We start from the raw sequence: 21906 nt of genomic DNA, 5'->3' as shown, positions 1-21906 counted from the left end.
TATGGATTTACTTGGTTTACATCAAATTACAGCAATTACAAAAGACAAAACTGCTTGTATTCATTTTTATCGTGATATTTTAGGTATGAAATTTTTAACTGAAATAAAAGATGAACAAGGTATACCTCAAATAATTTTTGGTGATGACATAGGCCAATCAGGCTCGATCGTTTCATTTAAAGTTTATAATGTACCTAAAAAAACACCAGGTACCAATGAAATCTTTGCATATTGCTTAAGAGTACCAACAGATCGTTCATTATATGAATTTAAATTACGATTTGATGAATTTTCAGTACAATATGATAATGTAATAAAAATCAATGGACACCATGCTTTACCGTTCTATGACCATGAAAATCGATTAGTCTACTTGATTTCAGATGAAAATAACTCAGGAATTCCTTTAAAAATGCCTGTTTCTGATTCGCCAATTGAAGGCATTCATCAAATTCTCGGTATCGGTCCAGTTCTATTAAATATAGAGCATACATTGATTACAGGAAGTTTATTAACACAAGTATTAGGACTTAGTCACATACAAGAATATGAACATGCATCATCAAATGAACCAGTTATCGTATATTCTATTCAAAATGGTGGCAACGGTGCTGAAGTTCATGTATTACAACAAAATAAACAATCTGCAAAACCAGGTTCTGATTCAATACATCATATTACTTTTTCAATACTAAATTTAGCTGAATTAGAGAAAATTCAAAAACAATTATCAGAAGTTCAAATTCAACATAGTGGTATCGTTGATAGAGGATATGCGAGAACATTACACTTTAAAGATATTAGTGGTATTATTCTTGAATTTTCAACGATTGAACCAGGAATCTCAATTTAAGAAACAAACATGGAGGAGAATTATATGTTACATGAAGAATGGTTAAATAAAGAAGCAATTAAACAAGTAAAAGTGACAAATGTCGATGCAAAAAAATATAAAGTAAGCGATATGTTAACTGTAGGTAAAATGTATGATGTCGTTAATGAAACGGAAGAATACTATCAAATTAGAGATAACAGTGGAAAAATAGGTGGTTATTATAAAACTTATTTTGTAGAAGTTTAATATTTTATAACTCCGGACAATAATGTTCGGAGTTTCATCATTATTAGGAATGTAATTAAAGGAGCGTTTTTATGAAATTTTATCAAAATGAAGATACAACCATTCTTTCGGATGCAGTTGAGATGATTAAAATGAAAAAGAATGTACTACTAAAAGGGCCAACCGGATCTGGAAAAACAAAATTGGCTGAAACCATCAGCCATCAAGTTGGCCAAAAAATGAATAGTGTCAACTGTTCTGTAGACTTAGATGCAGAGAGTTTATTAGGATTTAAAACGATTGAAAATATAGATGGTAACAACGTTATTACTTTCGTTGATGGCCCTGTCGTTGAAGCGATGAAAAATGGTAATTTATTATATATTGATGAAATCAATATGGCGAAACCCGAAACATTACCGATATTAAATGGTGTTTTGGACTATCGTAGAACATTAACAAATCCTTTTACTGGAGAAGTGATTACTGCACATCCAGATTTCACAGTTATAGCTGCCATCAATGTTGGTTATGTAGGTACACTGCCAATGAATGAAGCATTAAAAAACCGTTTTGTTGTTTTAGATATGCATTATATTTCTGGTGAAACATTAAAAGAAGTAATAATGGAACAATCATTACTTCAAGATATAAATTTGATCAATCAAATCGTTAAATTCAATCAAGATTTAGTGACTATGGCAATGCAAGGTCAAATAGCAGAAGAAGCAAGCTCAATTCGTGCATTATTAGACTTATGTGACTTAACTACGATTATGCCTGTTGAACGTGCAATTCAACGTGCCATCATCGATAAACTAGATGATGAACGTGAGCAAAATGCGATTATAAATGCAATGGAATTGAATTTTTAATGAGCGATAAATTTATATTATTTAACGATGAAAAAATTGATCCTTCTTTATTAATGACGTTAACGGATTTGGCAGAATTATTATGCGAAGATGAACATGTAAAAGTAAATTTTAAAAAATTCTCTTACTATGATCCTGTTGAAAATATTGTGAATGTATCATTCAAATGGAAGCATCGAAGCAATGTTGATGTTAAAAAATTATTGAAGGCTGACTGTATTTTAGGTGCACTTGGTTTTCAATATTTAAATTTATCTACAATTGATGAATTGTATGAAAGTAAAGAAACATATCAACATCCAAAATTTTTCATTCAACTATTTCAATTAATTGAAGAGTTTAGAGTAAAGAATTTAATCTTAAAGGCAAGACCAATTACTAAAAAGTTCATTGATGTCCGTACATCAGTAAAAATCGCAGATAATGCATCTCAAATTAAGTTTTATTTAACGAAAACAGTACCAACAGATTTAACCTTTTTATATATTGAACAAGCGATATTAAATGATAATTTTCTAAGTTTACAAACACCTTTTGAGTCGCATTTAGAAAGTTTGTTACAACAACATTTACCAAAGATATATGACTTAACAAGCAGTGATGATAGTCTTAATTTAGCAATATTATTAATGGATATCATTGATCCATATTTAAAACAAGATATGTTAAATGAGTATTATTATATTCCTAAAATCATTTATGATGAATATAAAATTGTTAAGAAAAATAATGAAACAAAAAATCAATTAGATGTTGCTGTTATGGAACAATCTGAACAAGTTAAATCAAAGCAATCTCAAGCTAAAACAAATAGTCCATATTTAGAAACAGAAGTTCAAGATGGACAAAATTCAAATCAAGCGAGAGAAAATGACCGTCAAGGCGAGGCTAGTGATGATATTACTGAACTCACTTTAGGTAAAGGAAAATCACAAAAAAATCAATTAGATGCTTTAGGAAATGACATATCTGACTATGTTGGAGAAGAAAATCAATATACAGAAATCATTTGGAAAAAAACAAATGCTACGAATGACCAACAGCAAGCTTACCAAACTTTAAAAAATGAAGTGAATACTGAAATCAGACAATTGATTAATGTTATTAATAAAAGTGTTGAACATAAAGAAAACAGTAGACGCAATCAGTTAGCAAAAGGCAAATTAAGTCGACAATTAGTAAAATATTTTACAGATGATTCAAAACGCATCTTTTATAAAGATGATCAAAAATCATATCAATTAGATGCTACCTTTATGTTATTAGTTGATGCAAGTTATTCTATGGAAGATAAGATAGAAGAAACTAAAAAAGGAATGATATTATTTCATGAAACGTTAAAGCAACTTCACATTTACCATGAAATGATTGCTTTTTCTGAAGATGGTTTTGGTGCAGATGATTATCATCAACCTAATATATTTGAACATATCATCCCGTATGAAAACAGTTTAAATGCGAACATCAGTAATAATATTGCCGCATACCAAAATGGTGAAGACAACCGAGATGGTCTTGCCATAAGAGTAGCAGGGGAAATGTTGAAATTGAGACCTCAAAAACAGAAGTTTTTAATTATTTTTTCCGATGGGGAACCAAGTGCGCATAATTATGAACAAAATGGTATCATTGATACGCATGATGCAGTTCTATTATTAAGAAAAGCAAATATTTTTGTCATTAATATTTTTATTAGTCAAAATAAAATTGATGAATCAACAAAATTGACTATAAAGAATATCTATAATGATTATTGTATATTTGTTGAGGGTGCACAGCTTTTACCAAGTATTATTAAGCCATTATTACAAAAATTGTTATTACAAACGATGAAACAATACTAGCAAAAACATTTACTTATAACTTTTGTAAATTTTCTGAAAAATATCATTTACTTTAAAACTTTAAAGTGATATTATATGTCCTATATTAATTTTTTGTAGGAGGTTGTATATGAAAAAAAGTACATGGGTTATAGGGTTTATGTTGTTTGCCATCTTCTTTGGTGCTGGTAATTTAATTTTCCCTCCTAAATTAGGTTTTGTAAGTGGACATTATTTTTGGTTTGCAATCATTGGATTTATTATCACTGGTGTAGGACTACCGCTTTTAGGAATTATTGTTGGATCATTAGATGAAGGTGGATATAAAGCAGCATTAAATAAAATTCATCCGATATTTGGTATGGTCTTTTTAATTGCAATTTATTTAACGATTGGACCTTTATTTGCGATTCCTAGAACGGGTGCTACAAGCTATGAAATGGCTTTAGTACCATTCTTAAGTGAACCAAGTAAAACGTCATTGTTTATTTTCACATTAATTTATTTCTTAATTACTTTGTGGTTAGCAATTAACCCTTCAAAAATGGTGGATAGAGTCGGTGCGATTTTAACACCCGTTTTAATAATTTCAATTGTTGCGTTAGTGATTCGTGGTATTCAAATATTGTTAGGATCACCTATCAACCCAGAAGATGAAACGGTTTATCATTCAAACGTAAATGGTTTCTTTAATGGTTTTACTGAAGGTTATTTAACAATGGATGCCATTGCTGCAATTGCTTTCTCAGTTATTGTGATTAATGCTATTAAAGCTAAAGGTATTACAAAAGAAACAGGTTTATTTAAACAAACTGTACTTGCTGGTATTATAGCAGCGACAGCATTAGGATTTATTTATTTAACATTAGGCTGGATAGGTAATCATTATCAAGTAAACGGTGATGAGCTTGCTAATATTAAAAAACATAATCTTGATTTAGGTACATATATTTTAACACATGTTGCAAACGCTACATTTGGATCTTTCGGTAAGTTATTAATTGGGATTATTGTAAGTTTAGCATGTTTAACAACATCAACAGGATTAGTAGTTGCTGTAAGTGAATACTTTAATGAAATTTTCCCTAAAATTTCGTATAAAGTATATGCTATTGTATTTACAATCTTTAGTTTTATTCTTGCAAATCAAGGTTTAGCTTCAGTGATTAAAATGAGTATCCCAGTATTATTAATTTTATATCCAATTGCAATGACTTTAGTATTGGTCATGTTACTTGCAAAGTTTATTCCAACACCGCCACTTGCACAACAAGTATCTATTGGCATCGTTGTGATTGTTGCAATTTTATCAGTAATCAATAGTCAAGGACTCGTTAGCTTACCATTTATGAACCATTTACCTTTAAAAGAGCAATCGATGGAATGGTTAATGTTTGCGATAATTGGTTATATAATTGGCTTTATATTAGGAAATAAACAAGAAAAAATTAAATACATCTAAAAAAGGTTGAATGTTCAATTTGTGAACATTCAACCTTTATTTTTTATATTTAACAATTGCTGTTTTAAATCTTGTTCCATTACTGCTAATTCTTGTTCAGCTTGTCTACGTTTTACTTTACCATCCTCTTGAATTTTTAATGTAGTTTGAATCGTTTCTACAATATCACTTTGTGTCTTTTTCAGCGTTTCAATTTCAACAATACCACGTTCTGTTTCATGTGCCGTTTTAATTGTATTAGTTTTCAACATTTCAGCATTTTTTAATAATAATTGGTTGGTTGTATCTGTCACTGCAGTTTGTGCTTTTAAAGCTTTTTGTTGATGCAATAAGCTCATTGCAATCGCCATTTGATTTTTCCAAAGTGGAATAGATGTTAAGATTGAACTTTGAATCTTTTCTGCTAAAGATTGATTGACTTGCTGAATCATACGTATTTGTGGGGCAGATTGTAATGTAATTTGACGTGATAATTTCAAATCATAAATACGTTTATCTAAACGATTGATATAGTCTTTTAAGTCTGAAACATCTTGTATTTTCATTTGGTTATTGCTTTGATTTGCTTCGTTTTCTAATTGAGGTAGTAATGTTTTTTCAATTTCTTCACGTTTTTCTTCTGCGGCAATAATTAATAATTGTAATGCATCAAAATAATGTTTGTTTTCTTCATATAAATGATCTAATTGTTTTACATCATGCATTAATACATTTTTTGATTGTTCTAACTCTACCGAAATACGATCAACTTGGCTAGCAACAGATTGAAACCTCGAAAATAATTCATTCACTGATTTTGAAAATCGATTAAATATTTTTTTAATGCCATTTTTATTTTGATTTTCAAAGGCGTCAGGATCGATTTCGTTCAATTTTTTCATTAAATGATCGAGTTGTTTACCAATATCATTGATTTCTTGCTTTTGAACTTGATTTAAAACATTATGCGAAAATGTTGAAAGTTTCATTTGTGCATTTGCACCATAGTACAATAAATTTTCGTTATCTAATGTTTTTATTTGACTTTTAATATGTTCGACTTGTTGACGTTCTTCAATAGATAACGATTTGTTTTGTTTCATTAATTGTGTTGAATCCTCTATATTCACCATTTTTTCTTCTTGTAATGGATTTACACTAACATCATTCAATAAATCTGTTTTCATCTCATTCATCCTCTACAATTTTCTTTTCATTTAATAAATGATTTTGACTTTGCTTTTTATATACTTCAACTTCAACTTGCATATTTTGAAAATCTTGTCGATTTAATTGTCTTAAATCTGCCTGTAATGTTCTTTTCAATTCTTCTAACGTTAGTTTAGCCATGTTTAGCGCTTTAATATCTTCTTCAGATTTATGTGGCATGCGTGACAAAAATAAATATTGTTGCATTAAATTGATCGTATTATCTAAATGGGAAAAGAAAAAACTATCAACTTTAAAAAAGCGTCTTGGCTCCTTTTGTACAGTCTTATATATTGTACGGACCAATTTATTAATGTCATTAACAGTCTTGAATTCTTGAATTGAACGAATATTTTTATATTGTGTTAATAATTGTTTTACTTTAGGTTGTGCTTCTTTCATTGATTTTCTTACATATTTATATTCTTGAAAGTTGAGTCCAATTTCATTTAAATATTTTTGTTTTGCATTTTGCTGAATTGGAATAAACGTACCAATAAAACCAGTTGAAATTAATGCGAAATCAATCCAAGTATCCAGATTAAAAAAACTCATTGATACAAAACCGGTAATAAAAGCAATAGGTATTGCAACCATTGCACCAATAATATGTGTTACATGATATTTCATTTTATTCATTCCTTTATCATTAACATATGTTTATTTTATATGTTCATATGTAAAATGTTTTGATTTTTCTTGTGCTATTGTCATTATTATAGGCATTTCATTAGTAAAATCCTAATAAATTGCATTGCAAAGTATATTACTTGAAAATTTAGATATTAGTTAGCATAATAAAGGGAGTGGGGTGGAACTATGTACGAAGTCATAACAATGAGAGCGGATTATGAAGGTTGGTATTTATTTGATGATTACCGTTCAAAAATTAAAACGAGTGACACTTTTGACCAATTTATACTTGCTCAAGAGAAGTTTAATCAACTCATCAATGATTATGAACTACATTTTAAACATAAATTGATTGGTAAAGGGAATGTACATGTTTTTTATAATAATTGTGAGATAGAATTTTGTGAGTCATGTGATGATGACGTGCAAATATTTCATAGTGTTTTGATTTTAGAAGACGGAAAATTGATGATATAAAGTATGATAAATTAAGATACAAAATCATTAATTATTAATGTAATGTAAATTTTGTAAAAATTAAGAATAATTAATTATTGTATTGATATTTAGAAAGCGTTATCTTATAATTATTAATAGCAATAGTTATTGTTTGCATAAATATTTAAAGTATGTTGCAAGTTATAAGTATTGAATTTTTTTAGTCTTGGAGGTTTCAAAATGAAACAAGGTACAGTAAAATGGTTTAACGCAGAAAAAGGATTTGGATTTATCGAAATCGAAGGAGAAAACGACGTATTCGTACATTTCTCAGCAATCAACCAAGAAGGTTACAAATCTTTAGAAGAAGGTCAAGCTGTAGAATTCGAAGTAGTTGAAGGCGATCGTGGTCCTCAAGCTGCAAACGTTGTAAAATTATAATTTTAATGCAAGAAATTATATATGCACGTTAGTAAAACACCCTAGTAAATACTAGGGTGTTTTACTTTTTATATTCAGTTGTATACTTAAATCATACATCTTTAGTGGTTTCACTCTTATAATTCTTTCTTTATAAAACGTCATTAGCAATTAAGTGCGATAATGTTTGTCTTTTAATGACTAATCGGTCGGTATCTTGATTTACAAATACAACAGCCGGTTTTAACATTTGATTATAGTTCGAACTCATTGAATAATGATATGCACCCGTGGATTTTACTAATAATGTATCTCCTGATTTAATTGTACTAGGTAGCATAATATTTCTTTGTATGATGTCTCCAGATTCACACAATTTACCTGCTACAGTACATTTCATATCTTTTGCATCATCTCTTTCAACTAATTCAATTTCATATTTTGCTTGGTAAAGTGCTGTTCTTATATGATCACTCATACCACCATCAATTGATACATAATTATTCACATTTGGAATAGATTTAATAGTTCCGACATCGTATAATGTCATACCAGCTTCACCGACAATTGATCGACCTGGCTCTAATGCAATTTCTGGAATAGGGTAATGATGTTGTTGTGCCGCATCTTTAATCGCTTCTGTTATCTTTTGAATCCCATCCTCAATTGGATAAGCAACATCTTCATCCGTATATCGGATACTAAAGCCACCACCGATATTTAATACTTGTATTTGAATATTATTTTTTTGTAACCAATCAAACACGATGTAGATGGTTTCAATCGTTCCTGTAGAATCAAATATTTGTGAACCAATATGAAAATGTACGCCATACCAATTTAGGTGATTCGATTGTTGAATTTGATGCACCGCTTCAATTGCTTGTCCATTTTTTATACTCAGTCCAAACTTACTATCTTCTTGTCCTGTTTGAATGAATTCATGTGTATGTGCTTCTACACCTGGATTCACTCTTAAAACAGCATTAATGGTTTTATTTTTTTGCTGTGCAATGCGTTGTATATTTTCAATTTCATGAAGCGAATCGATAACAAAGTATTCAACACCAGATTCAATGGCATATTCGATTTCTTCGATCGTTTTATTATTACCATGAAAGTGAATATGATTTGGATCAAATCCTGATTGTATTGCGGTATATAATTCTCCAATACTGACCACATCTAATCCCATTTGTTCTTCTTGCATCAATTTAAATAACTGGATACTGGTAAATGCTTTAGAAGCATAAGAAATATTATATATTAATCCTGATTGTTTTAGACTTTGATGAAATCTTCTACATTGATTTCTGATCATGGCTTCATCATAAACAATTAAAGGTGTTTTGTATTTGTTTTTTAAAGTAACCATACTTTGACCGTGCAAAGTAAGTTCACCATTTTTTCTTATTAAATTCATTCTATGACCTCCCGGATCAAACTGTATTGATTCAATGCTGAAAGTTGTTCGGAATTTGCGCCAACACCTTTAAATGTAAATTCATCAATACGTATTTCATTACTATATAATGTTACGATATCGTTTGCTTTAACTGCATCATCTACCAACACAAACATATGACTCATCATGAGTGCTTTAATAGGGTATCTTTTCCCATTAATCATACAATCATATTGAGCACGTGTGCGCAATACACCATCACCGTACCCAATTGCAACGACTGCTAACCTTTCATGTGTAGAAGAAGTATACGCAAAGGAGTACCCTGCTGATTGATTCGGATTTAAAGTACGTATTTGTAGTACATGACTTGTTACTTCGATGGTTTGTTGTGTTAATGATTCTGGTAAACCCTCATATGGTCTTGCTCCATATAATATAATGCCTAATCTTAAATGAGTATGACCTTCAAGTAATCCTTCTTCTCTTACAAAACTTGCACTATTTTGGGCATGAATCATCTCAAATGTAAAATGAGTCTTCAAAAATGCTAAAATTTCTAACCACTCATGACGTTCTATCTCATATTCTGGAACACCAAATTCATCTGCATAGCCAAAGTGTGTCCATGCACCGACAACTTTCATTTTATTTGTCTTGTAGTCTTGCTCATATTTTGTAATGAATTGATGAAACTCGTCTTTATTTTTAAAGCCAGAGCGACTCAATAAATTTTCGTATTCTAAATGCACTTTAATATCATGAAGTTCATGTTGATACTTTTCGTAAAAAGCATAAGAGGGGAGTGTCATTTGAATTTGAAATGCTCTTAATAAATCGAACTCTGTTGAAGGATTCATTAAAAATATCACTGCATTTGTAGAAAGTTTACGAATCTCTATCGCTTCTTCAAGGCTAGTTGTTGCAAAATGGGTAATGTCTGCTTTTAGAAATGCATTGATGGCAAATGATAATCCTGTATTATATGCATTATTTTTTACTACAGCCATTACCGGATAATCTTTCTTAACATGATGTACATTTTCAATAAATTTGTCTTTATGGATGGTTAATTTAGCACTCATTATCATAACTCCTTACAATTTCAATAAATAAATTCAAACTATTAAATAGCACTGCTTCATCAAAATTGAAAGTATTTGTATGAAGACCTGACGTATGACCAAGTGCTTCATTACGGCAACCCACAAATACAAAATAGCTTGGTGCAATATCACGATAAAATGCAAAGTCCTCACCAAACAAATAAGGTTGATATAAAATAACGGGTGTTAAATTGACATTTTTACATGCTTGATCAATTTTTTCTTTTAAAGAGGCATTATTATATGTTGCAGGATAGCCTTCAGCAAATTCAACACGAACATTACATTGTGTCGTCAATTCTACTGATTTTGCAATATTCATCATTTGGTTTTTTATAATGTTTAAATCTTGCGGTGAATACGTACGTATTGTACCTTCTAAGTAGCCATTACTCGGAACTGTATTAATCGCTTCTCCAGCATTGAATTGTCCAATGTGTACGATATTTTTATTTAATCCAGGTAAATGAAATTGTTGTATAGTAGCTACTTGTTGTAACGTAAGTAAAAGTGCTTCACTTGCAGCATGTCCTGTATGTTTATTTGCAACGTGTGCACTTTTGCCGTTAATAAAAAATCGATACTCTGTAGCACTTGCTGTGATTTCATCATTTTTGTAAAGGACTTCACCAGTCGGTGCATCCGGCATTAAATGCATTCCGAAGATTGCTTTAATGTGAAACGAATTAAAATCAAAAGCATCCATCAACAATTTTGCACCCGCATTAGCTTCTTCAGAGGGTTGAAAGATAAACATGATATTGTGTTTTAGACCATATTTTTCTTTATATGCGACTAATGCATACATTAAGGCAATTAAATTAGTTGTATGCCCATCATGGCCACATGCATGCATCACATTTTTAACAGTTGAACGATAATCAATTGAATTCATTTCTTCAATGGGCAATGCATCTATATCTGCTCTAAAGGCAATTGTTTGATCACTTGAACCTTCTAGTAAAGCAATGACTCCTGTTTCAAGCGGTGTGAAATAAGTTAAAGATAATTTCTTAATATGTTCTATAATAAAAGCTGTCGTTTTATGTTCATTTAAACCGAGCTCTGGGTATTGATGTATTTGTCTTCTTGTATTTTGTAAAAATGATAATGAAACCATAAAACGACCTCCAATATTACTGATTTAAATTTCTTAAAGCTTGCACAATTTCAATTTTCGAACCTTCAACTTCAGAAGCTTGTTTAATCACACGTGCAGGGGTACCAGCAACAACAGTACCAGGTGCCACATCTTCTGTAACAATAGCTCCTGCAGCAACAACAGCTCCTCGTCCAACTCGAACGCCTTCTAATATCACTGCATTCGCACCAATTAATACATCGTCTTCAATCACGACAGGATCTGCACTTGGTGGCTCAATCACACCAGCAAGGACAGCACCAGCTCCAACATGAACATTTTTACCAGTCGTCGCACGTCCGCCTAATGTTGCATTCATATCAATCATAGTACCTTCACCAACGACAGCACCAATGTTGATTGTTGCGCCCATCATAATGACTGCATTATCTTTAATAACCGCATGTTCACGAATAAAGGCACCAGGTTCGATACGAGCATTTATTTTCGTTTGATCAATTAATGGAATGGCTGAATTTCTTCGATCATATTCCACTTCAACATCCGTAATGATTGCTTTGTTTTGTTCATAAAATGCATCCCAATCCGATAAATCTCCAAATATCGTTTTAGAGTTGTCACTACCAAATACTTTTAAAGTCGTTGGGAACATTACATTTTGAAAATCACCATTTACATATACTTTCACTGGTGTTTGCTTTTTTGATTCACTTATAAACTGTATAATCTCTTGCGCAGATAAATTTTCCATTTTGAACTCCTTGTATCATTTGATTTTATTTAAATATGTTTTGATTTTAATTTTTAAAGTTATAAATTATGAAATGTATAATAACCAGGCTTTTTTGTAATGAGTTGTTCGGCAACATCTATCGCTCCATTTGCAAAGATGTCTTTACTTTGTGCTTTATGAATGATTTGAATCGTTTCATCATGACCTGCAAATAGCATCTCGTGTTCTCCAACAATAGAACCTCCACGAACGACGCTAATGCCAACATCATCATTCATTCTTTTTTTACTTTCTAGTGTACGATCCGTAATCGGTGTTAAGGCTCTTTCTTGTTGGATTGCATCAAGTAATTGGATTAACGTGCCACTAGGGCCATCGACTTTGTTACGATGATGACGTTCAATCAATTCTATATCATATTTTGGTAATAATTTTGTCGCATATTGAACAAGTTCTGTAAGCACATGAACACCATAGCTCATATTTGCACTAAAGAATACAGGCTGAGATTCACTCAAACATTGTAAAGATGATACGATTGCTTCCTTATTTCCAGTTGTGGCAATCACCAATGGCATATTGGGATTTGACTTTAACAAAGGTAAAATCAAATCCGGATGTGAAAAATCAATCATGACATCACATTCTGGCAACGTACTATTTAAATCATATACAGGATAGGGGATACTTTTAGGATTATTCAGTACGACACCGACAATTTCATGACCACGATCTATTGCTAAACTCGCAACACGTTGGTTCATCGCACCAAATCCTGATAATAATATTCTCATATTACACTCACTCGATTCTTATTCATTTCATATGTTTCGATTAATGTATTTACTTGATCATTAAGTAACGGCACGAGTGGTAAACGCACTGTACCATGCGCATAACCTAAATGTGTCATCAAAGCTTTAATGGGAATTGGATTAATGTCCACATCTAAACTTTGAATAATTGGTACTACTTGATCAAATGCATGTTTTGACTGTTCAGGATTTTCTTGATAAAGCTCATAAATATTTTGGATTTCACTAGGAATAGCATTTGCGACGACACTAATTACGCCTGAACCATATTCAAAAAATGAAATCATTGAATCGTCATTACCGCTATATAATTTAAAATCTTCATTGACTAAAGCTTTTACTTTTTTAGTATATTCAATATCATTCGTAGCATCTTTTAATGCATAAATATATGGATTTTTTGATAATATTAATACGGTTTCTGGTTCAATCGTCATATTCGTTCTAGCTGGCACGTTGTATAACACTACTGGTAATTGTACTGCATTTGCAATCGTTTCAAAATGTTGAATTAAACCGCGCTGATTCGTTTTATTGTAGTAAGGTGTAATCAACATAATACCATCAGCACCTAAAGCTTTTACTTTTAAAGAATGTTCAATTGAGGCTTGTGTATTATTTGTGCCAGTACCTACAATGATAGGAATACGTTTGTTCGCTGTTTTAACTGCAATTTCAACCAGTTTTAGTTTCTCATCTTCTGATAAAGTTGAGGCTTCGCCTGTTGTACCATTCACAAATAGGGCTTGTATATCGTTTTCAATGAGCCATTCGATATGTCTCTCATACATTTCATAATCTATTACATCGTCTTGAAACGGGGTAGTGATTGCTACTGCAGCACCTTCAAAATAAACATTGGTCATAAGAACACTTCCTTTATTGTCTTTTTAATCCTTTATCGAGCAGTTGTTTTAATATTTGTACTGCATTTAATGCAGCACCTTTCAATAAATTATCGGCAGTACACCAAATATAAAATGTATTATCTAAACTATCATCTTGACGGATACGTCCAACAAATACTTCGTCTTTTCCAGTACTATTGATTGCTAATGGATATTCATTATTTGATGGATTATCAATCAATACGACGTGTTCAGCTGATTCAAATACACGTTTGATTTCTTCAACTGTAGTCGGTTTATCTAAAGTCACATTAATTAATACCGAATGTGAATCTAATACGGGAACTCTGACACATGTTGCACTGACTTTTAAATCGGGTAAGTTTAATATTTTTCTTGTTTCATCGATCATTTTTTGTTCTTCTTTTGTATAGCCATTTTCTAAAAAGTCATCAATGTGCGGTAATACATTGTTGTAAATTGGATGAGGGTAGTTTTGAGGTGGTAAACCTTTTTCACCGTTCAATAAATCTTGTTTTCCTTTAACACCACTGCCTGATACAGCTTGATAAGTTGTATAATTTACGCGTGTAATACCAAATTGATCATTTAAGTATTTTAAAGGCACGACCGATTGAATCGTTGAGCAATTAGGGTTAGCAATAATACCACGCTTTAACTTCGGTTCATTCACTTCTGGAACAATTAAATCAATGTCTTCAAACATTCTAAATGCACTTGAATTATCAATTACAATTGCACCCGCTGATTCAAATATTGGGCTATATTTTAAACTAGTTTGTCCTCCAGCACTCATTAGCACATAATCAAAATGTGCTCTTGCTTTTTCTTCTGTTAATGCTTCGACAATATATGTCTTTCCTTGAAATGTAATCTCTTTACCTGCAGATTTTTCAGATGAAAATAATACCAATGATTCAAATGGTATGTTTTGTTTTTCTAACATCTTTAACATATTTTCTCCAACTAATCCTGTTGCACCAACTACTGCAATTTTACTCATAATATAGTCACGTCCTTAATCATTTTTAAATTTGAAATGCTTCACATAATGTTTGTACTGCATGTTTTCCATTTTGCTTATCAATAACATATGAAATACTAATTTCACTTGTTGTCACTTGATAAAATGGAATGTCTTCATCAATTAAAGTAATGAACACCTTCGAAGCGACACCACTCATATCTTTCATTCCTGAACCAATCACAGATATTTTTACATAATTAGATTGCATTTTATAAATGAGAGAAGGGTAGGTGGTTTTAATCTCTTCGAAAATATTGGTAATCTGTGTTGTATCTGTATCTTTCATCGTAAATGATATTTGAAGTCCTTCTTCATTGACAATTTGACTGATCATATCAATATTAATAAAGCCTTCTTCAAGCGCATTAAATATCATTTTAATCAACCTTGCATCATTCATTGGGTAATGTATTGTTACATATTGCATATTTTGATCTAATGCAACACCGGTGACGGCTTTTCTTTCGATAATTTCATTTTGTGACATAATCCATGTTCCTTTCTGTTTTGAAAGTGTTTTCGCTAAATAAATAGGAATTTGATAATTCATCGCGATTTCAATCGATCTTGTTTCTAATACACCAGCGCCAAGACTCGACATTTCCATCATCTCTTCATAACTCAGTTGATGCAGTTGTTTGACATTTGGATAAAGTCTTGGATCAGTGCCAAAAACACCGGCAACGTCTGTATAAATTTCACATGGGACATTTAAACTTGCTGCTAGGGCAACTGCACTCGTGTCACTTCCGCCACGACCTAAAGTGGTCATTTCATTAAATTCATTAATGCCTTGAAACCCTGCAACGATTAAACAATCATTATTCTCTAGTTTTTGTTTGATCAGACTCGCATCAATAGTGATGATTTTACTTTTTAAATGATGTCCTTTTGTTTTTATGCCAGCTTGTGCACCGGTTAGAGCAGTTGCTGCAATATTTAAATCATTTAAGACAATAGACAAGTAAGAAATGGTTTGTTGTTCACCTGTTGTGAGTAACATGGCCAGGGCACTTTCTTTTGGAGTACTCGATAATTGTTGTACACTTTCAAGTAAATGATCTGTCGTTTTACCCATGGCAGAAACAACTACAACCAATTTTTCTCCTAAATTAATTCTTTCTTTTAAATAATTTGCAATGGCTCTAATTTTGTCAAAATCGCCAACTGATGTGCCACCAAATTTTAGTACTGTGATTTGATTTTCCAAGTGATATCCTCCTAAGAGGCATCATGTATAAAAAAAACAAGCTTAGGCATCCTAAACTTGTTGTATATACAAGCGATGCACTCCATTATTTTTCAATAATGACAGATCCATAGCTCTTAACCTTGGGATCCAACATATATATGACTGCAATCATATATACATTTCGGCATCGCACCCTTTCAATAATTCATTTGCAGCTTTCTCATTATCTACTGATGATTGATGCGCCTCATCTCTAATTGATTCAATTGTTGTTTTCAACTATACACAAACTATTTTGAATTGTAAAGTGTTTTTATAATAATTAGACAATTTATATTTCGATTAAATTCTGTATGAATATACAAAAACCCTCAACCATCAAATGATGGAAGAGGGTAGGGTAGTTTGATTATTTTTTTAATACACCCGTTTCTTGTAAATATTCTTCATAAGAAATTTCTTTCGACAATGCACCAGGTACATTTAAATCAATCACACGATTTGCGATTGTATTAATAAATTCAAAGTCATGTGATGTAAAGATTAAAGAACCTTTAAAAGCTTTTAATCCATCATTGACTGATGTGATACTTTCTAAGTCTAAGTGGTTAGTTGGTTCATCAAGTAATAATACGTTTGCTGAAGATAACATCATTTTACTTAACATACAACGTACTTTTTCTCCCCCTGATAAAACAGTCGCTTTTTTACGTACTTCTTCTCCAGAGAATAACATACGACCTAAGAAACCTCGTAAAAATGTTTCTGTTTGTTCCTCAGGTGGTGCATATTGACGTAACCATTCGACTAAATCAATATTTTTACCTTCAAAGAATTCAGAGTTGTCTTTTGGTAAGTAACTTTGAGATGTTGTGACACCCCATTTATACGTACCTTCATCCGGTTCCATTTCACCAGCTAAAATTTTAAGTAATGTTGTTTTAGCAATTTCAGATTCACCAACTAAAACTGCTTTATCATTTGGATTCATCGTAAATGAAATATTATCTAAAACTTTAACACCATCTACAGTTTTAGATAATCCTTGAACTTGTAATAATTCATTACCAATTTCACGTTCAGGTTTAAAGTTTACAAATGGATATTTACGGCTAGAAGGTTGAATATCATCTAATTGAATTTTATCTAACATTTTTTTACGACTTGTTGCTTGTTTAGACTTAGATGCATTCGCAGAGAAGCGGGCAATAAAGTCTTGTAATTCTTTAATTTTTTCTTCTTTTTTCTTATTTGAATCTTGTAACATTTGTTGTGCCAATTGACTTGATTGGTACCAGAAGTCATAGTTACCCACATAGATTTTAATCTTACCATAGTCTAAATCAGCAATATGTGTACAAACGTTATTTAAGAAGTGACGGTCATGGGATACAACGATAACCGTATTTTCGAAGTTGATTAAAAATTCTTCTAACCAACTGATGGCAGGGATATCTAAACCGTTGGTAGGCTCATCTAGTAATAATACATCAGGTTCACCAAATAAAGCTTGCGCTAATAATACTTTAATTTTTTGGTTATTTTCTAATTCTGACATGTTTTTATCGTGTAAGTCTTCTTTAATACCAAGACCTGATAATAACACTTGCGCATCACTTTCAGCAGTCCATCCGCCCATTTCACCAAACTCACCTTCAAGTTCAGCAGCACGCATACCATCTTCATCTGAGAAATCCGGTTTCATATAAATTTCATTTTTCTCATTCATAACGTTCCATAGACGCTCGTTACCACGTAATACAACGTCTAATACACGATCATTTTCATAAGCAAAGTGGTCCTGTTTTAATACAGATAAACGCTCATCTTTTCCAAGAGAAACATGACCTGTTTGAGAATCTAATTCTCCTGATAATATTTTTAAAAATGTCGATTTACCAGCACCATTGGCACCAATTAAACCGTAACAGTTACCTGGTGTAAATTTAATATTTACATCTTCAAATAACTTTCTATCGCCAAAGCGTAAACTTACATTAGAAACTTGTAACATGTATTTTCTCCTCACATTTGTTATTAACTCATAGTCCGTTAAATTATATCATATAACTGAATAAATGATATAGATTTTAATCATGGATTACAACAGCGGAAAAGTTCAATTTATGTTATAATATTATGGATTATGTAACACGAGGAGAAAACATGGAAAAAAAACAATTATCAGGTAGTATCGACTTTTTACGCGTAGATCGTTTAGAAGGTTCTACATATTACTTATTAGGACCAAACAATGAAGAAGTAAAGTTAAATTTATCTGAAGTATTAGAAGATGACGAATTAGAAATTGGTGAAGATTATACATTTTTCGTATACCCTGGCCGTAACGGGGATTTATTTGCAACACAAAATATGCCTGCCATTTCAACGGATAAGTATGATTGGGTAAAAGTGATTAAGACTGATCGTGATGGTGCGACAGTCGATGTGGGTATACCAAGAGAAATTAAAATTCCTTGGGAAGATTTGCCGAAAGTAAAAGATGTATGGCCAACAACTGGTGATGAAGTATTTGCAACATTACGTGTTGATAAAAACGATCAATTATATGGGCGCTTAGCATCTGAAACAATCGTAGATAGCATGTATTCACAAGCAAGTATTGATTTATTACATACAACAATTACAGCACACCCATATCGATTATTACGTGTAGGTACCTTCTTATTATCAAAAGAAGGGTACAAAATATTTGTACATGAATCAGAGCGTAAAACAGAACCTCGTTTAGGAGAAGCTGTTGAGGTACGTATCATTGGTCATAAAGAAGATGGCACTTTAAATGGATCGTTCTTACCATTAGCACATGAAAGAATGGATGACGATTCTGAAGCAATCCTTGCTTTATTAAATGAATATGAAGGAGAATTGCCATTCTCAGATAAATCAGATCCAGAAGCGATTAAAGATGTCTTTAACATGAGTAAAGGTAGCTTTAAACGTGCTATTGGTAGATTGTACAAACAAAAACGCATCATTATTGAACCAGATAAGATTAAGTTAATCAATTAAACATATAGAATTAAACCTATTTACAATAAAAACTGAGAAGAGGCATATGCCCCTTCTCAGTTTTTATATTCCCAACCTTGATCATGATGATAAATCATTTGTTTACTCATACCGCCATCTATGGTGAAAGATTGTCCTGTAATAAAACTTGCTTTATCTGAACATAAGTAAAGTACCATACTGGCAATATCACTTGGATGGCCTACACGTTTTACAAGATGTTGTAATGCATTTTCATCTTGATAATCTGTATTGGTTGTATCTATCCAACCAGGGGCAATGGCATTTACTCGAGCTTTACCTTGTAAACTCATTGCTAAGCTATGTGTCAAAGCTTCTAAAGCACCTTTTGAAGCCGAATAGCTTTCTGTTTCTTTCTGACTCATAAAAGCACGTGTAGAAGTAATATTAATAATAGACGCACCTTCATTGAAGTAGGGAGTAAGGCATTTTGTTAAATAAAATGGGGCAGTTACACCTACATTTAACGCATATACAAAGTCATCATATGAACATTCAGAAATACCTTTCATCAATGGCATCGCATTATTAATTAAATAATCAATATGCCCATACTTTTCAATCGCTTGTTCGCAAAATCTTTCGATCACTTTTTGATTTCCTATATCTCCTTGAAAAAATCCACCTGGCTCTATGTCGATATCACAAACAATTGCACCATTTTGTTCAAATTGACGTTTGATTTCTAAACCAATACCTTGATTAGCACCTGTAATCACTACAATTTTTTCTTTCATTATAAACCTCCAAAAAAGCAGGCAAATGCCTGCTGATTCTTATTGTTGTTCAATTTCATCTGTTAATTTTTCTAATTCATCAATTAACTCACCAATATAAGCAATGGTTTCTTTTAATGGTGCATCAGTCGTTAAATCGATGCCAACCATTGCAGCGAGTTCTACAGGTTTTTTACTGCCACCAGCCTTCATAACTTCTAACCATTCATTGACTGCTGTTTGGCCTTCATTTAAAATACGTTTTGACATTAATGTTGCAATCGTTAATCCAGCTGAATAAGTATAAGGGTATAAGCCCATATAATAATGAGGTTGTCTCATCCAAGTTAACTCAGCACCTTCAGTAATCACAATATCTTCACCCCAGAAGTCTTCAATCACTTTTCGTTTTATTTCATTTAAAGTTTCGGCCGTCATCGATTCACCTTGGTCAACTAATCGATAAACCTCACGTTGAAATGCTGCTTCTAATAAGTGTGTCACCATATTGTGATAATACGTTCTAGAGATGATACTTGCAATTACCCATCGTTTAAATTTCGGATCATTAGATGATTTTAATAAGTAATTTGCCATTAACATTTCATTCATCGTACTTGGAGCTTCAACAAAATACATTGAACAATCCGCATCATAAATAGACTGATGTTGATTTGCTAGATTAAAGTGACCTGCATGACCTAATTCATGTGCTAATACAAATACTTCTGTCATTTTAGCAGTCCATGAAATTAATATATATGGATTTGTGGCATATGGACTTGCACAAAATGCACCCGTTGATTTACCTTCATTTTGTACAAAATCAATATAGCGCTTATCATATGCATCATTAACCAATTGCATATAATCATCGCCTAATACACTAAGCGCATGCTTAATATATTCTCGTGATCCTTCAATTGAGATATCCGGTTCATAAGTTTCATCAATAGAAATCTTTAAATCTTCAAAGCGCATTTCTTCTAAGCCATTTGTTCTTTGAAGTAATTTTGCATAACGACGCATATGCGGTGCTAATTCCTTTGTAATTAAATCAATTTGTCGATGATATAAATCTTGAGAAACTTCTTGTTCATGGAGTAAGAAATCAATAACAGAATCATATCCTCGTAAATCCGATTCAATTTTTTCTTGTTGAATGATTAAATCATAAGTTTTTGCTGTTGTGTTTTCATACTGTTTTAATGTATCTGAAAACTTTCTAAATGCATTTCTTCTGACTTCAGTATCACCATCAACTTCTAATTCACCTTCAAAAGAAACATAACTCATCGGTATCTGTTTACCATGTGCTTCAAATGTACCAAAATCGATATCTAACATTTTAGTTGTATCATACAGTTGATATGGACCACCAAATACAGGGGAGAAAGCAGCTAATGTTTTTTCAACTTCAGGATGTAATTGATATGGCTTTTGTTCAAGTAGCTTAGCAAAGTATCGTTGATATTGGCTTGTTGTTGACAATTCCTTTAGTATTGCTTCATCTAATTGACTGATTTCAGAATTCACAAATGATAATTGGCTAGACATTTGTCCATAACTTGATGAGAATTTGCTATATAACTTACCAGCCTCAGCATTTGTTTGATCTGTTGAGAAATTTAAACTTGCATAGTTTGATAATGTATTTAATTGAATGTATAGCTGTTCTAAATCCTTTAGTGCCTGTTCAATGACATTAGTTTGATTTAATCTTCCTACATATTGCTGATTAAAGGCTTTAACTTCATCAATCACTTTATCTAATGTTGCATAAAAAGCCGCATCAGATTCAAATAAAGGGGATAAGTCCCATGTTTCTTCAATATTAACTTCATTACGTTTTAACATTTTAACACTCCTAACTTCTTATCTTGTCTATATTATACGTTATTTTCGAAAATTTTGAATATTATAAAATACTATTTTTTAAGTTTATGTATATACAATTTTTATTATGTGGTAAACTTATTTTAAATATT

General features: G+C 31.6%; 21 protein-coding genes and 1 riboswitch. Of the genes, 8 read left to right on the top strand and 13 right to left on the bottom strand.

The genetic code is table 11. From position 1 onward, the window contains the following. Position 1 precedes the first annotated feature (1 nt). The 5 genes from ER639_RS02570 to brnQ all read left to right on the top strand — a co-directional run bounded on the left by ER639_RS02570 (position 2) and on the right by brnQ (position 5220). Positions 2–853, top strand: coding sequence for a VOC family protein (locus tag ER639_RS02570; RefSeq protein ID WP_129064187.1), 852 nt, complete (start codon positions 2–4; stop codon positions 851–853). 24 nt (positions 854–877) lie between these two features. After that, entirely contained in the window at positions 878–1081 is a 204-nt protein-coding gene (locus ER639_RS02565) for a DUF6501 family protein (protein WP_129064186.1), read from the top strand. Between the two features lie 71 nt (positions 1082–1152). Then, positions 1153–1935: an ATP-binding protein gene (locus tag ER639_RS02560; RefSeq protein ID WP_129064185.1), complete on the top strand. Its 783-nt coding sequence runs from the start codon at positions 1153–1155 to the stop codon at positions 1933–1935. After that, on the top strand, positions 1935–3779 hold the full coding sequence (locus tag ER639_RS02555; RefSeq protein WP_129064184.1) for a vWA domain-containing protein: 1845 nt from the start codon (positions 1935–1937) through the stop codon (positions 3777–3779). The genes ER639_RS02560 and ER639_RS02555 overlap by 1 nt, the downstream gene beginning before the upstream one ends. 109 nt (positions 3780–3888) lie before the next feature. Then, on the top strand, positions 3889–5220 hold the full coding sequence (gene brnQ, locus ER639_RS02550) for a branched-chain amino acid transport system II carrier protein (protein WP_129064183.1): 1332 nt from the start codon (positions 3889–3891) through the stop codon (positions 5218–5220). Positions 5221–5249: 29 nt separating this feature from the next. Here brnQ and ER639_RS02545 read toward each other — a convergent pair whose 3' ends face one another. Continuing rightward, positions 5250–6386: a toxic anion resistance protein gene (locus ER639_RS02545; protein ID WP_240663976.1), complete on the bottom strand. Its 1137-nt coding sequence runs from the start codon at positions 6384–6386 to the stop codon at positions 5250–5252. 1 nt (position 6387) lies between these two features. Next, a complete protein-coding gene (locus ER639_RS02540) occupies positions 6388–7038 on the bottom strand; it encodes a 5-bromo-4-chloroindolyl phosphate hydrolysis family protein (protein ID WP_164993334.1) in 651 nt (216 codons plus the stop codon). Positions 7039–7227: 189 nt separating this feature from the next. Between ER639_RS02540 and ER639_RS02535 the strand changes: the two genes are divergently transcribed. Both ER639_RS02535 and cspA read left to right on the top strand, forming a co-directional pair. Continuing rightward, entirely contained in the window at positions 7228–7518 is a 291-nt protein-coding gene (locus ER639_RS02535; protein WP_129064180.1) for a DUF1033 family protein, read from the top strand. Between the two features lie 201 nt (positions 7519–7719). Next, on the top strand, positions 7720–7920 hold the full coding sequence (gene cspA, locus ER639_RS02530) for a cold shock protein CspA (RefSeq protein ID WP_016912585.1): 201 nt from the start codon (positions 7720–7722) through the stop codon (positions 7918–7920). Between the two features lie 130 nt (positions 7921–8050). Here cspA and lysA read toward each other — a convergent pair whose 3' ends face one another. From lysA to ER639_RS02485, 9 genes are all read right to left on the bottom strand, one after another. After that, positions 8051–9322, bottom strand: coding sequence for a diaminopimelate decarboxylase (gene lysA / locus ER639_RS02525; protein WP_129064179.1), 1272 nt, complete (start codon positions 9320–9322; stop codon positions 8051–8053). Continuing rightward, complete coding sequence (locus tag ER639_RS02520; RefSeq protein ID WP_129064178.1) at positions 9319–10389, bottom strand: alanine racemase; 1071 nt, start codon at positions 10387–10389, stop codon at positions 9319–9321. The genes lysA and ER639_RS02520 overlap by 4 nt, the downstream gene beginning before the upstream one ends. Then, positions 10379–11530: a M20 metallopeptidase family protein gene (locus ER639_RS02515; RefSeq protein WP_129064177.1), complete on the bottom strand. Its 1152-nt coding sequence runs from the start codon at positions 11528–11530 to the stop codon at positions 10379–10381. Before ER639_RS02515 ends, ER639_RS02520 begins: the two co-directional genes overlap by 11 nt. A 16-nt stretch (positions 11531–11546) precedes the next feature. Continuing rightward, positions 11547–12263: a 2,3,4,5-tetrahydropyridine-2,6-dicarboxylate N-acetyltransferase gene (gene dapD, locus ER639_RS02510; RefSeq protein WP_129064176.1), complete on the bottom strand. Its 717-nt coding sequence runs from the start codon at positions 12261–12263 to the stop codon at positions 11547–11549. A gap of 59 nt (positions 12264–12322) precedes the next feature. Beyond that, the gene (gene dapB / locus ER639_RS02505; protein ID WP_129064175.1) at positions 12323–13039 is read right to left on the bottom strand and encodes a 4-hydroxy-tetrahydrodipicolinate reductase; all 717 of its coding nucleotides are present in this window, start codon (positions 13037–13039) and stop codon (positions 12323–12325) included. Further along, positions 13036–13926, bottom strand: a complete 891-nt coding sequence (gene dapA, locus ER639_RS02500; RefSeq protein ID WP_129064174.1) for a 4-hydroxy-tetrahydrodipicolinate synthase — start codon at positions 13924–13926, stop codon at positions 13036–13038. Before dapA ends, dapB begins: the two co-directional genes overlap by 4 nt. A gap of 13 nt (positions 13927–13939) precedes the next feature. Beyond that, entirely contained in the window at positions 13940–14932 is a 993-nt protein-coding gene (locus tag ER639_RS02495) for an aspartate-semialdehyde dehydrogenase (protein ID WP_129064173.1), read from the bottom strand. 25 nt (positions 14933–14957) lie between these two features. Further along, positions 14958–16166, bottom strand: a complete 1209-nt coding sequence (locus ER639_RS02490) for an aspartate kinase (RefSeq protein WP_129064172.1) — start codon at positions 16164–16166, stop codon at positions 14958–14960. A 67-nt stretch (positions 16167–16233) separates the two neighbouring features. Next, positions 16234–16407, bottom strand: a riboswitch (Lysine riboswitch). 150 nt (positions 16408–16557) lie between these two features. Beyond that, positions 16558–18162 (bottom strand): ABC-F family ATP-binding cassette domain-containing protein, encoded by a 1605-nt coding sequence (locus ER639_RS02485; RefSeq protein ID WP_129064171.1) that lies wholly within the window; start codon positions 18160–18162, stop codon positions 16558–16560. A 152-nt stretch (positions 18163–18314) separates the two neighbouring features. Between ER639_RS02485 and ER639_RS02480 the strand changes: the two genes are divergently transcribed. Beyond that, positions 18315–19181 (top strand): CvfB family protein, encoded by an 867-nt coding sequence (locus tag ER639_RS02480; protein ID WP_129064170.1) that lies wholly within the window; start codon positions 18315–18317, stop codon positions 19179–19181. Positions 19182–19237: 56 nt separating this feature from the next. Here ER639_RS02480 and ER639_RS02475 read toward each other — a convergent pair whose 3' ends face one another. Next, positions 19238–19939 (bottom strand): SDR family NAD(P)-dependent oxidoreductase, encoded by a 702-nt coding sequence (locus ER639_RS02475; protein WP_240663975.1) that lies wholly within the window; start codon positions 19937–19939, stop codon positions 19238–19240. A gap of 39 nt (positions 19940–19978) precedes the next feature. Further along, the gene (gene pepF / locus ER639_RS02470) at positions 19979–21775 is read right to left on the bottom strand and encodes an oligoendopeptidase F (RefSeq protein ID WP_129064168.1); all 1797 of its coding nucleotides are present in this window, start codon (positions 21773–21775) and stop codon (positions 19979–19981) included. Between the last annotated feature and the right edge of the window lie 131 nt (positions 21776–21906).

Origin of the sequence: Macrococcus sp. DPC7161 (assembly GCF_004117835.1) — a bacterium.
Lineage (GTDB): Bacteria > Bacillota > Bacilli > Staphylococcales > Staphylococcaceae > SDSC01.
This window is presented reverse-complemented; position numbering and strand designations above follow the sequence as displayed.

Bases quoted from the DNA above. Each gene is read 5' to 3' on its own strand.
- ER639_RS02570 (WP_129064187.1), top strand. From the start codon at position 2: ATGGATTTACTTGGTTTACATCAAATTACAGCAATTACAAAAGACAAA.
- ER639_RS02565 (WP_129064186.1), top strand. From the start codon at position 878: ATGTTACATGAAGAATGGTTAAATAAAGAAGCAATTAAACAAGTAAAA.
- ER639_RS02560 (WP_129064185.1), top strand. From the start codon at position 1,153: ATGAAATTTTATCAAAATGAAGATACAACCATTCTTTCGGATGCAGTT.
- ER639_RS02555 (WP_129064184.1), top strand. From the start codon at position 1,935: ATGAGCGATAAATTTATATTATTTAACGATGAAAAAATTGATCCTTCT.
- brnQ (WP_129064183.1), top strand. From the start codon at position 3,889: ATGAAAAAAAGTACATGGGTTATAGGGTTTATGTTGTTTGCCATCTTC.
- ER639_RS02545 (WP_240663976.1), bottom strand. From the start codon at position 6,386: ATGAAAACAGATTTATTGAATGATGTTAGTGTAAATCCATTACAAGAA.
- ER639_RS02540 (WP_164993334.1), bottom strand. From the start codon at position 7,038: ATGAAATATCATGTAACACATATTATTGGTGCAATGGTTGCAATACCT.
- ER639_RS02535 (WP_129064180.1), top strand. From the start codon at position 7,228: ATGTACGAAGTCATAACAATGAGAGCGGATTATGAAGGTTGGTATTTA.
- cspA (WP_016912585.1), top strand. From the start codon at position 7,720: ATGAAACAAGGTACAGTAAAATGGTTTAACGCAGAAAAAGGATTTGGA.
- lysA (WP_129064179.1), bottom strand. From the start codon at position 9,322: ATGAATTTAATAAGAAAAAATGGTGAACTTACTTTGCACGGTCAAAGT.
- ER639_RS02520 (WP_129064178.1), bottom strand. From the start codon at position 10,389: ATGAGTGCTAAATTAACCATCCATAAAGACAAATTTATTGAAAATGTA.
- ER639_RS02515 (WP_129064177.1), bottom strand. From the start codon at position 11,530: ATGGTTTCATTATCATTTTTACAAAATACAAGAAGACAAATACATCAA.
- dapD (WP_129064176.1), bottom strand. From the start codon at position 12,263: ATGGAAAATTTATCTGCGCAAGAGATTATACAGTTTATAAGTGAATCA.
- dapB (WP_129064175.1), bottom strand. From the start codon at position 13,039: ATGAGAATATTATTATCAGGATTTGGTGCGATGAACCAACGTGTTGCG.
- dapA (WP_129064174.1), bottom strand. From the start codon at position 13,926: ATGACCAATGTTTATTTTGAAGGTGCTGCAGTAGCAATCACTACCCCG.
- ER639_RS02495 (WP_129064173.1), bottom strand. From the start codon at position 14,932: ATGAGTAAAATTGCAGTAGTTGGTGCAACAGGATTAGTTGGAGAAAAT.
- ER639_RS02485 (WP_129064171.1), bottom strand. From the start codon at position 18,162: ATGTTACAAGTTTCTAATGTAAGTTTACGCTTTGGCGATAGAAAGTTA.
- ER639_RS02480 (WP_129064170.1), top strand. From the start codon at position 18,315: ATGGAAAAAAAACAATTATCAGGTAGTATCGACTTTTTACGCGTAGAT.
- ER639_RS02475 (WP_240663975.1), bottom strand. From the start codon at position 19,939: ATGAAAGAAAAAATTGTAGTGATTACAGGTGCTAATCAAGGTATTGGT.
- pepF (WP_129064168.1), bottom strand. From the start codon at position 21,775: ATGTTAAAACGTAATGAAGTTAATATTGAAGAAACATGGGACTTATCC.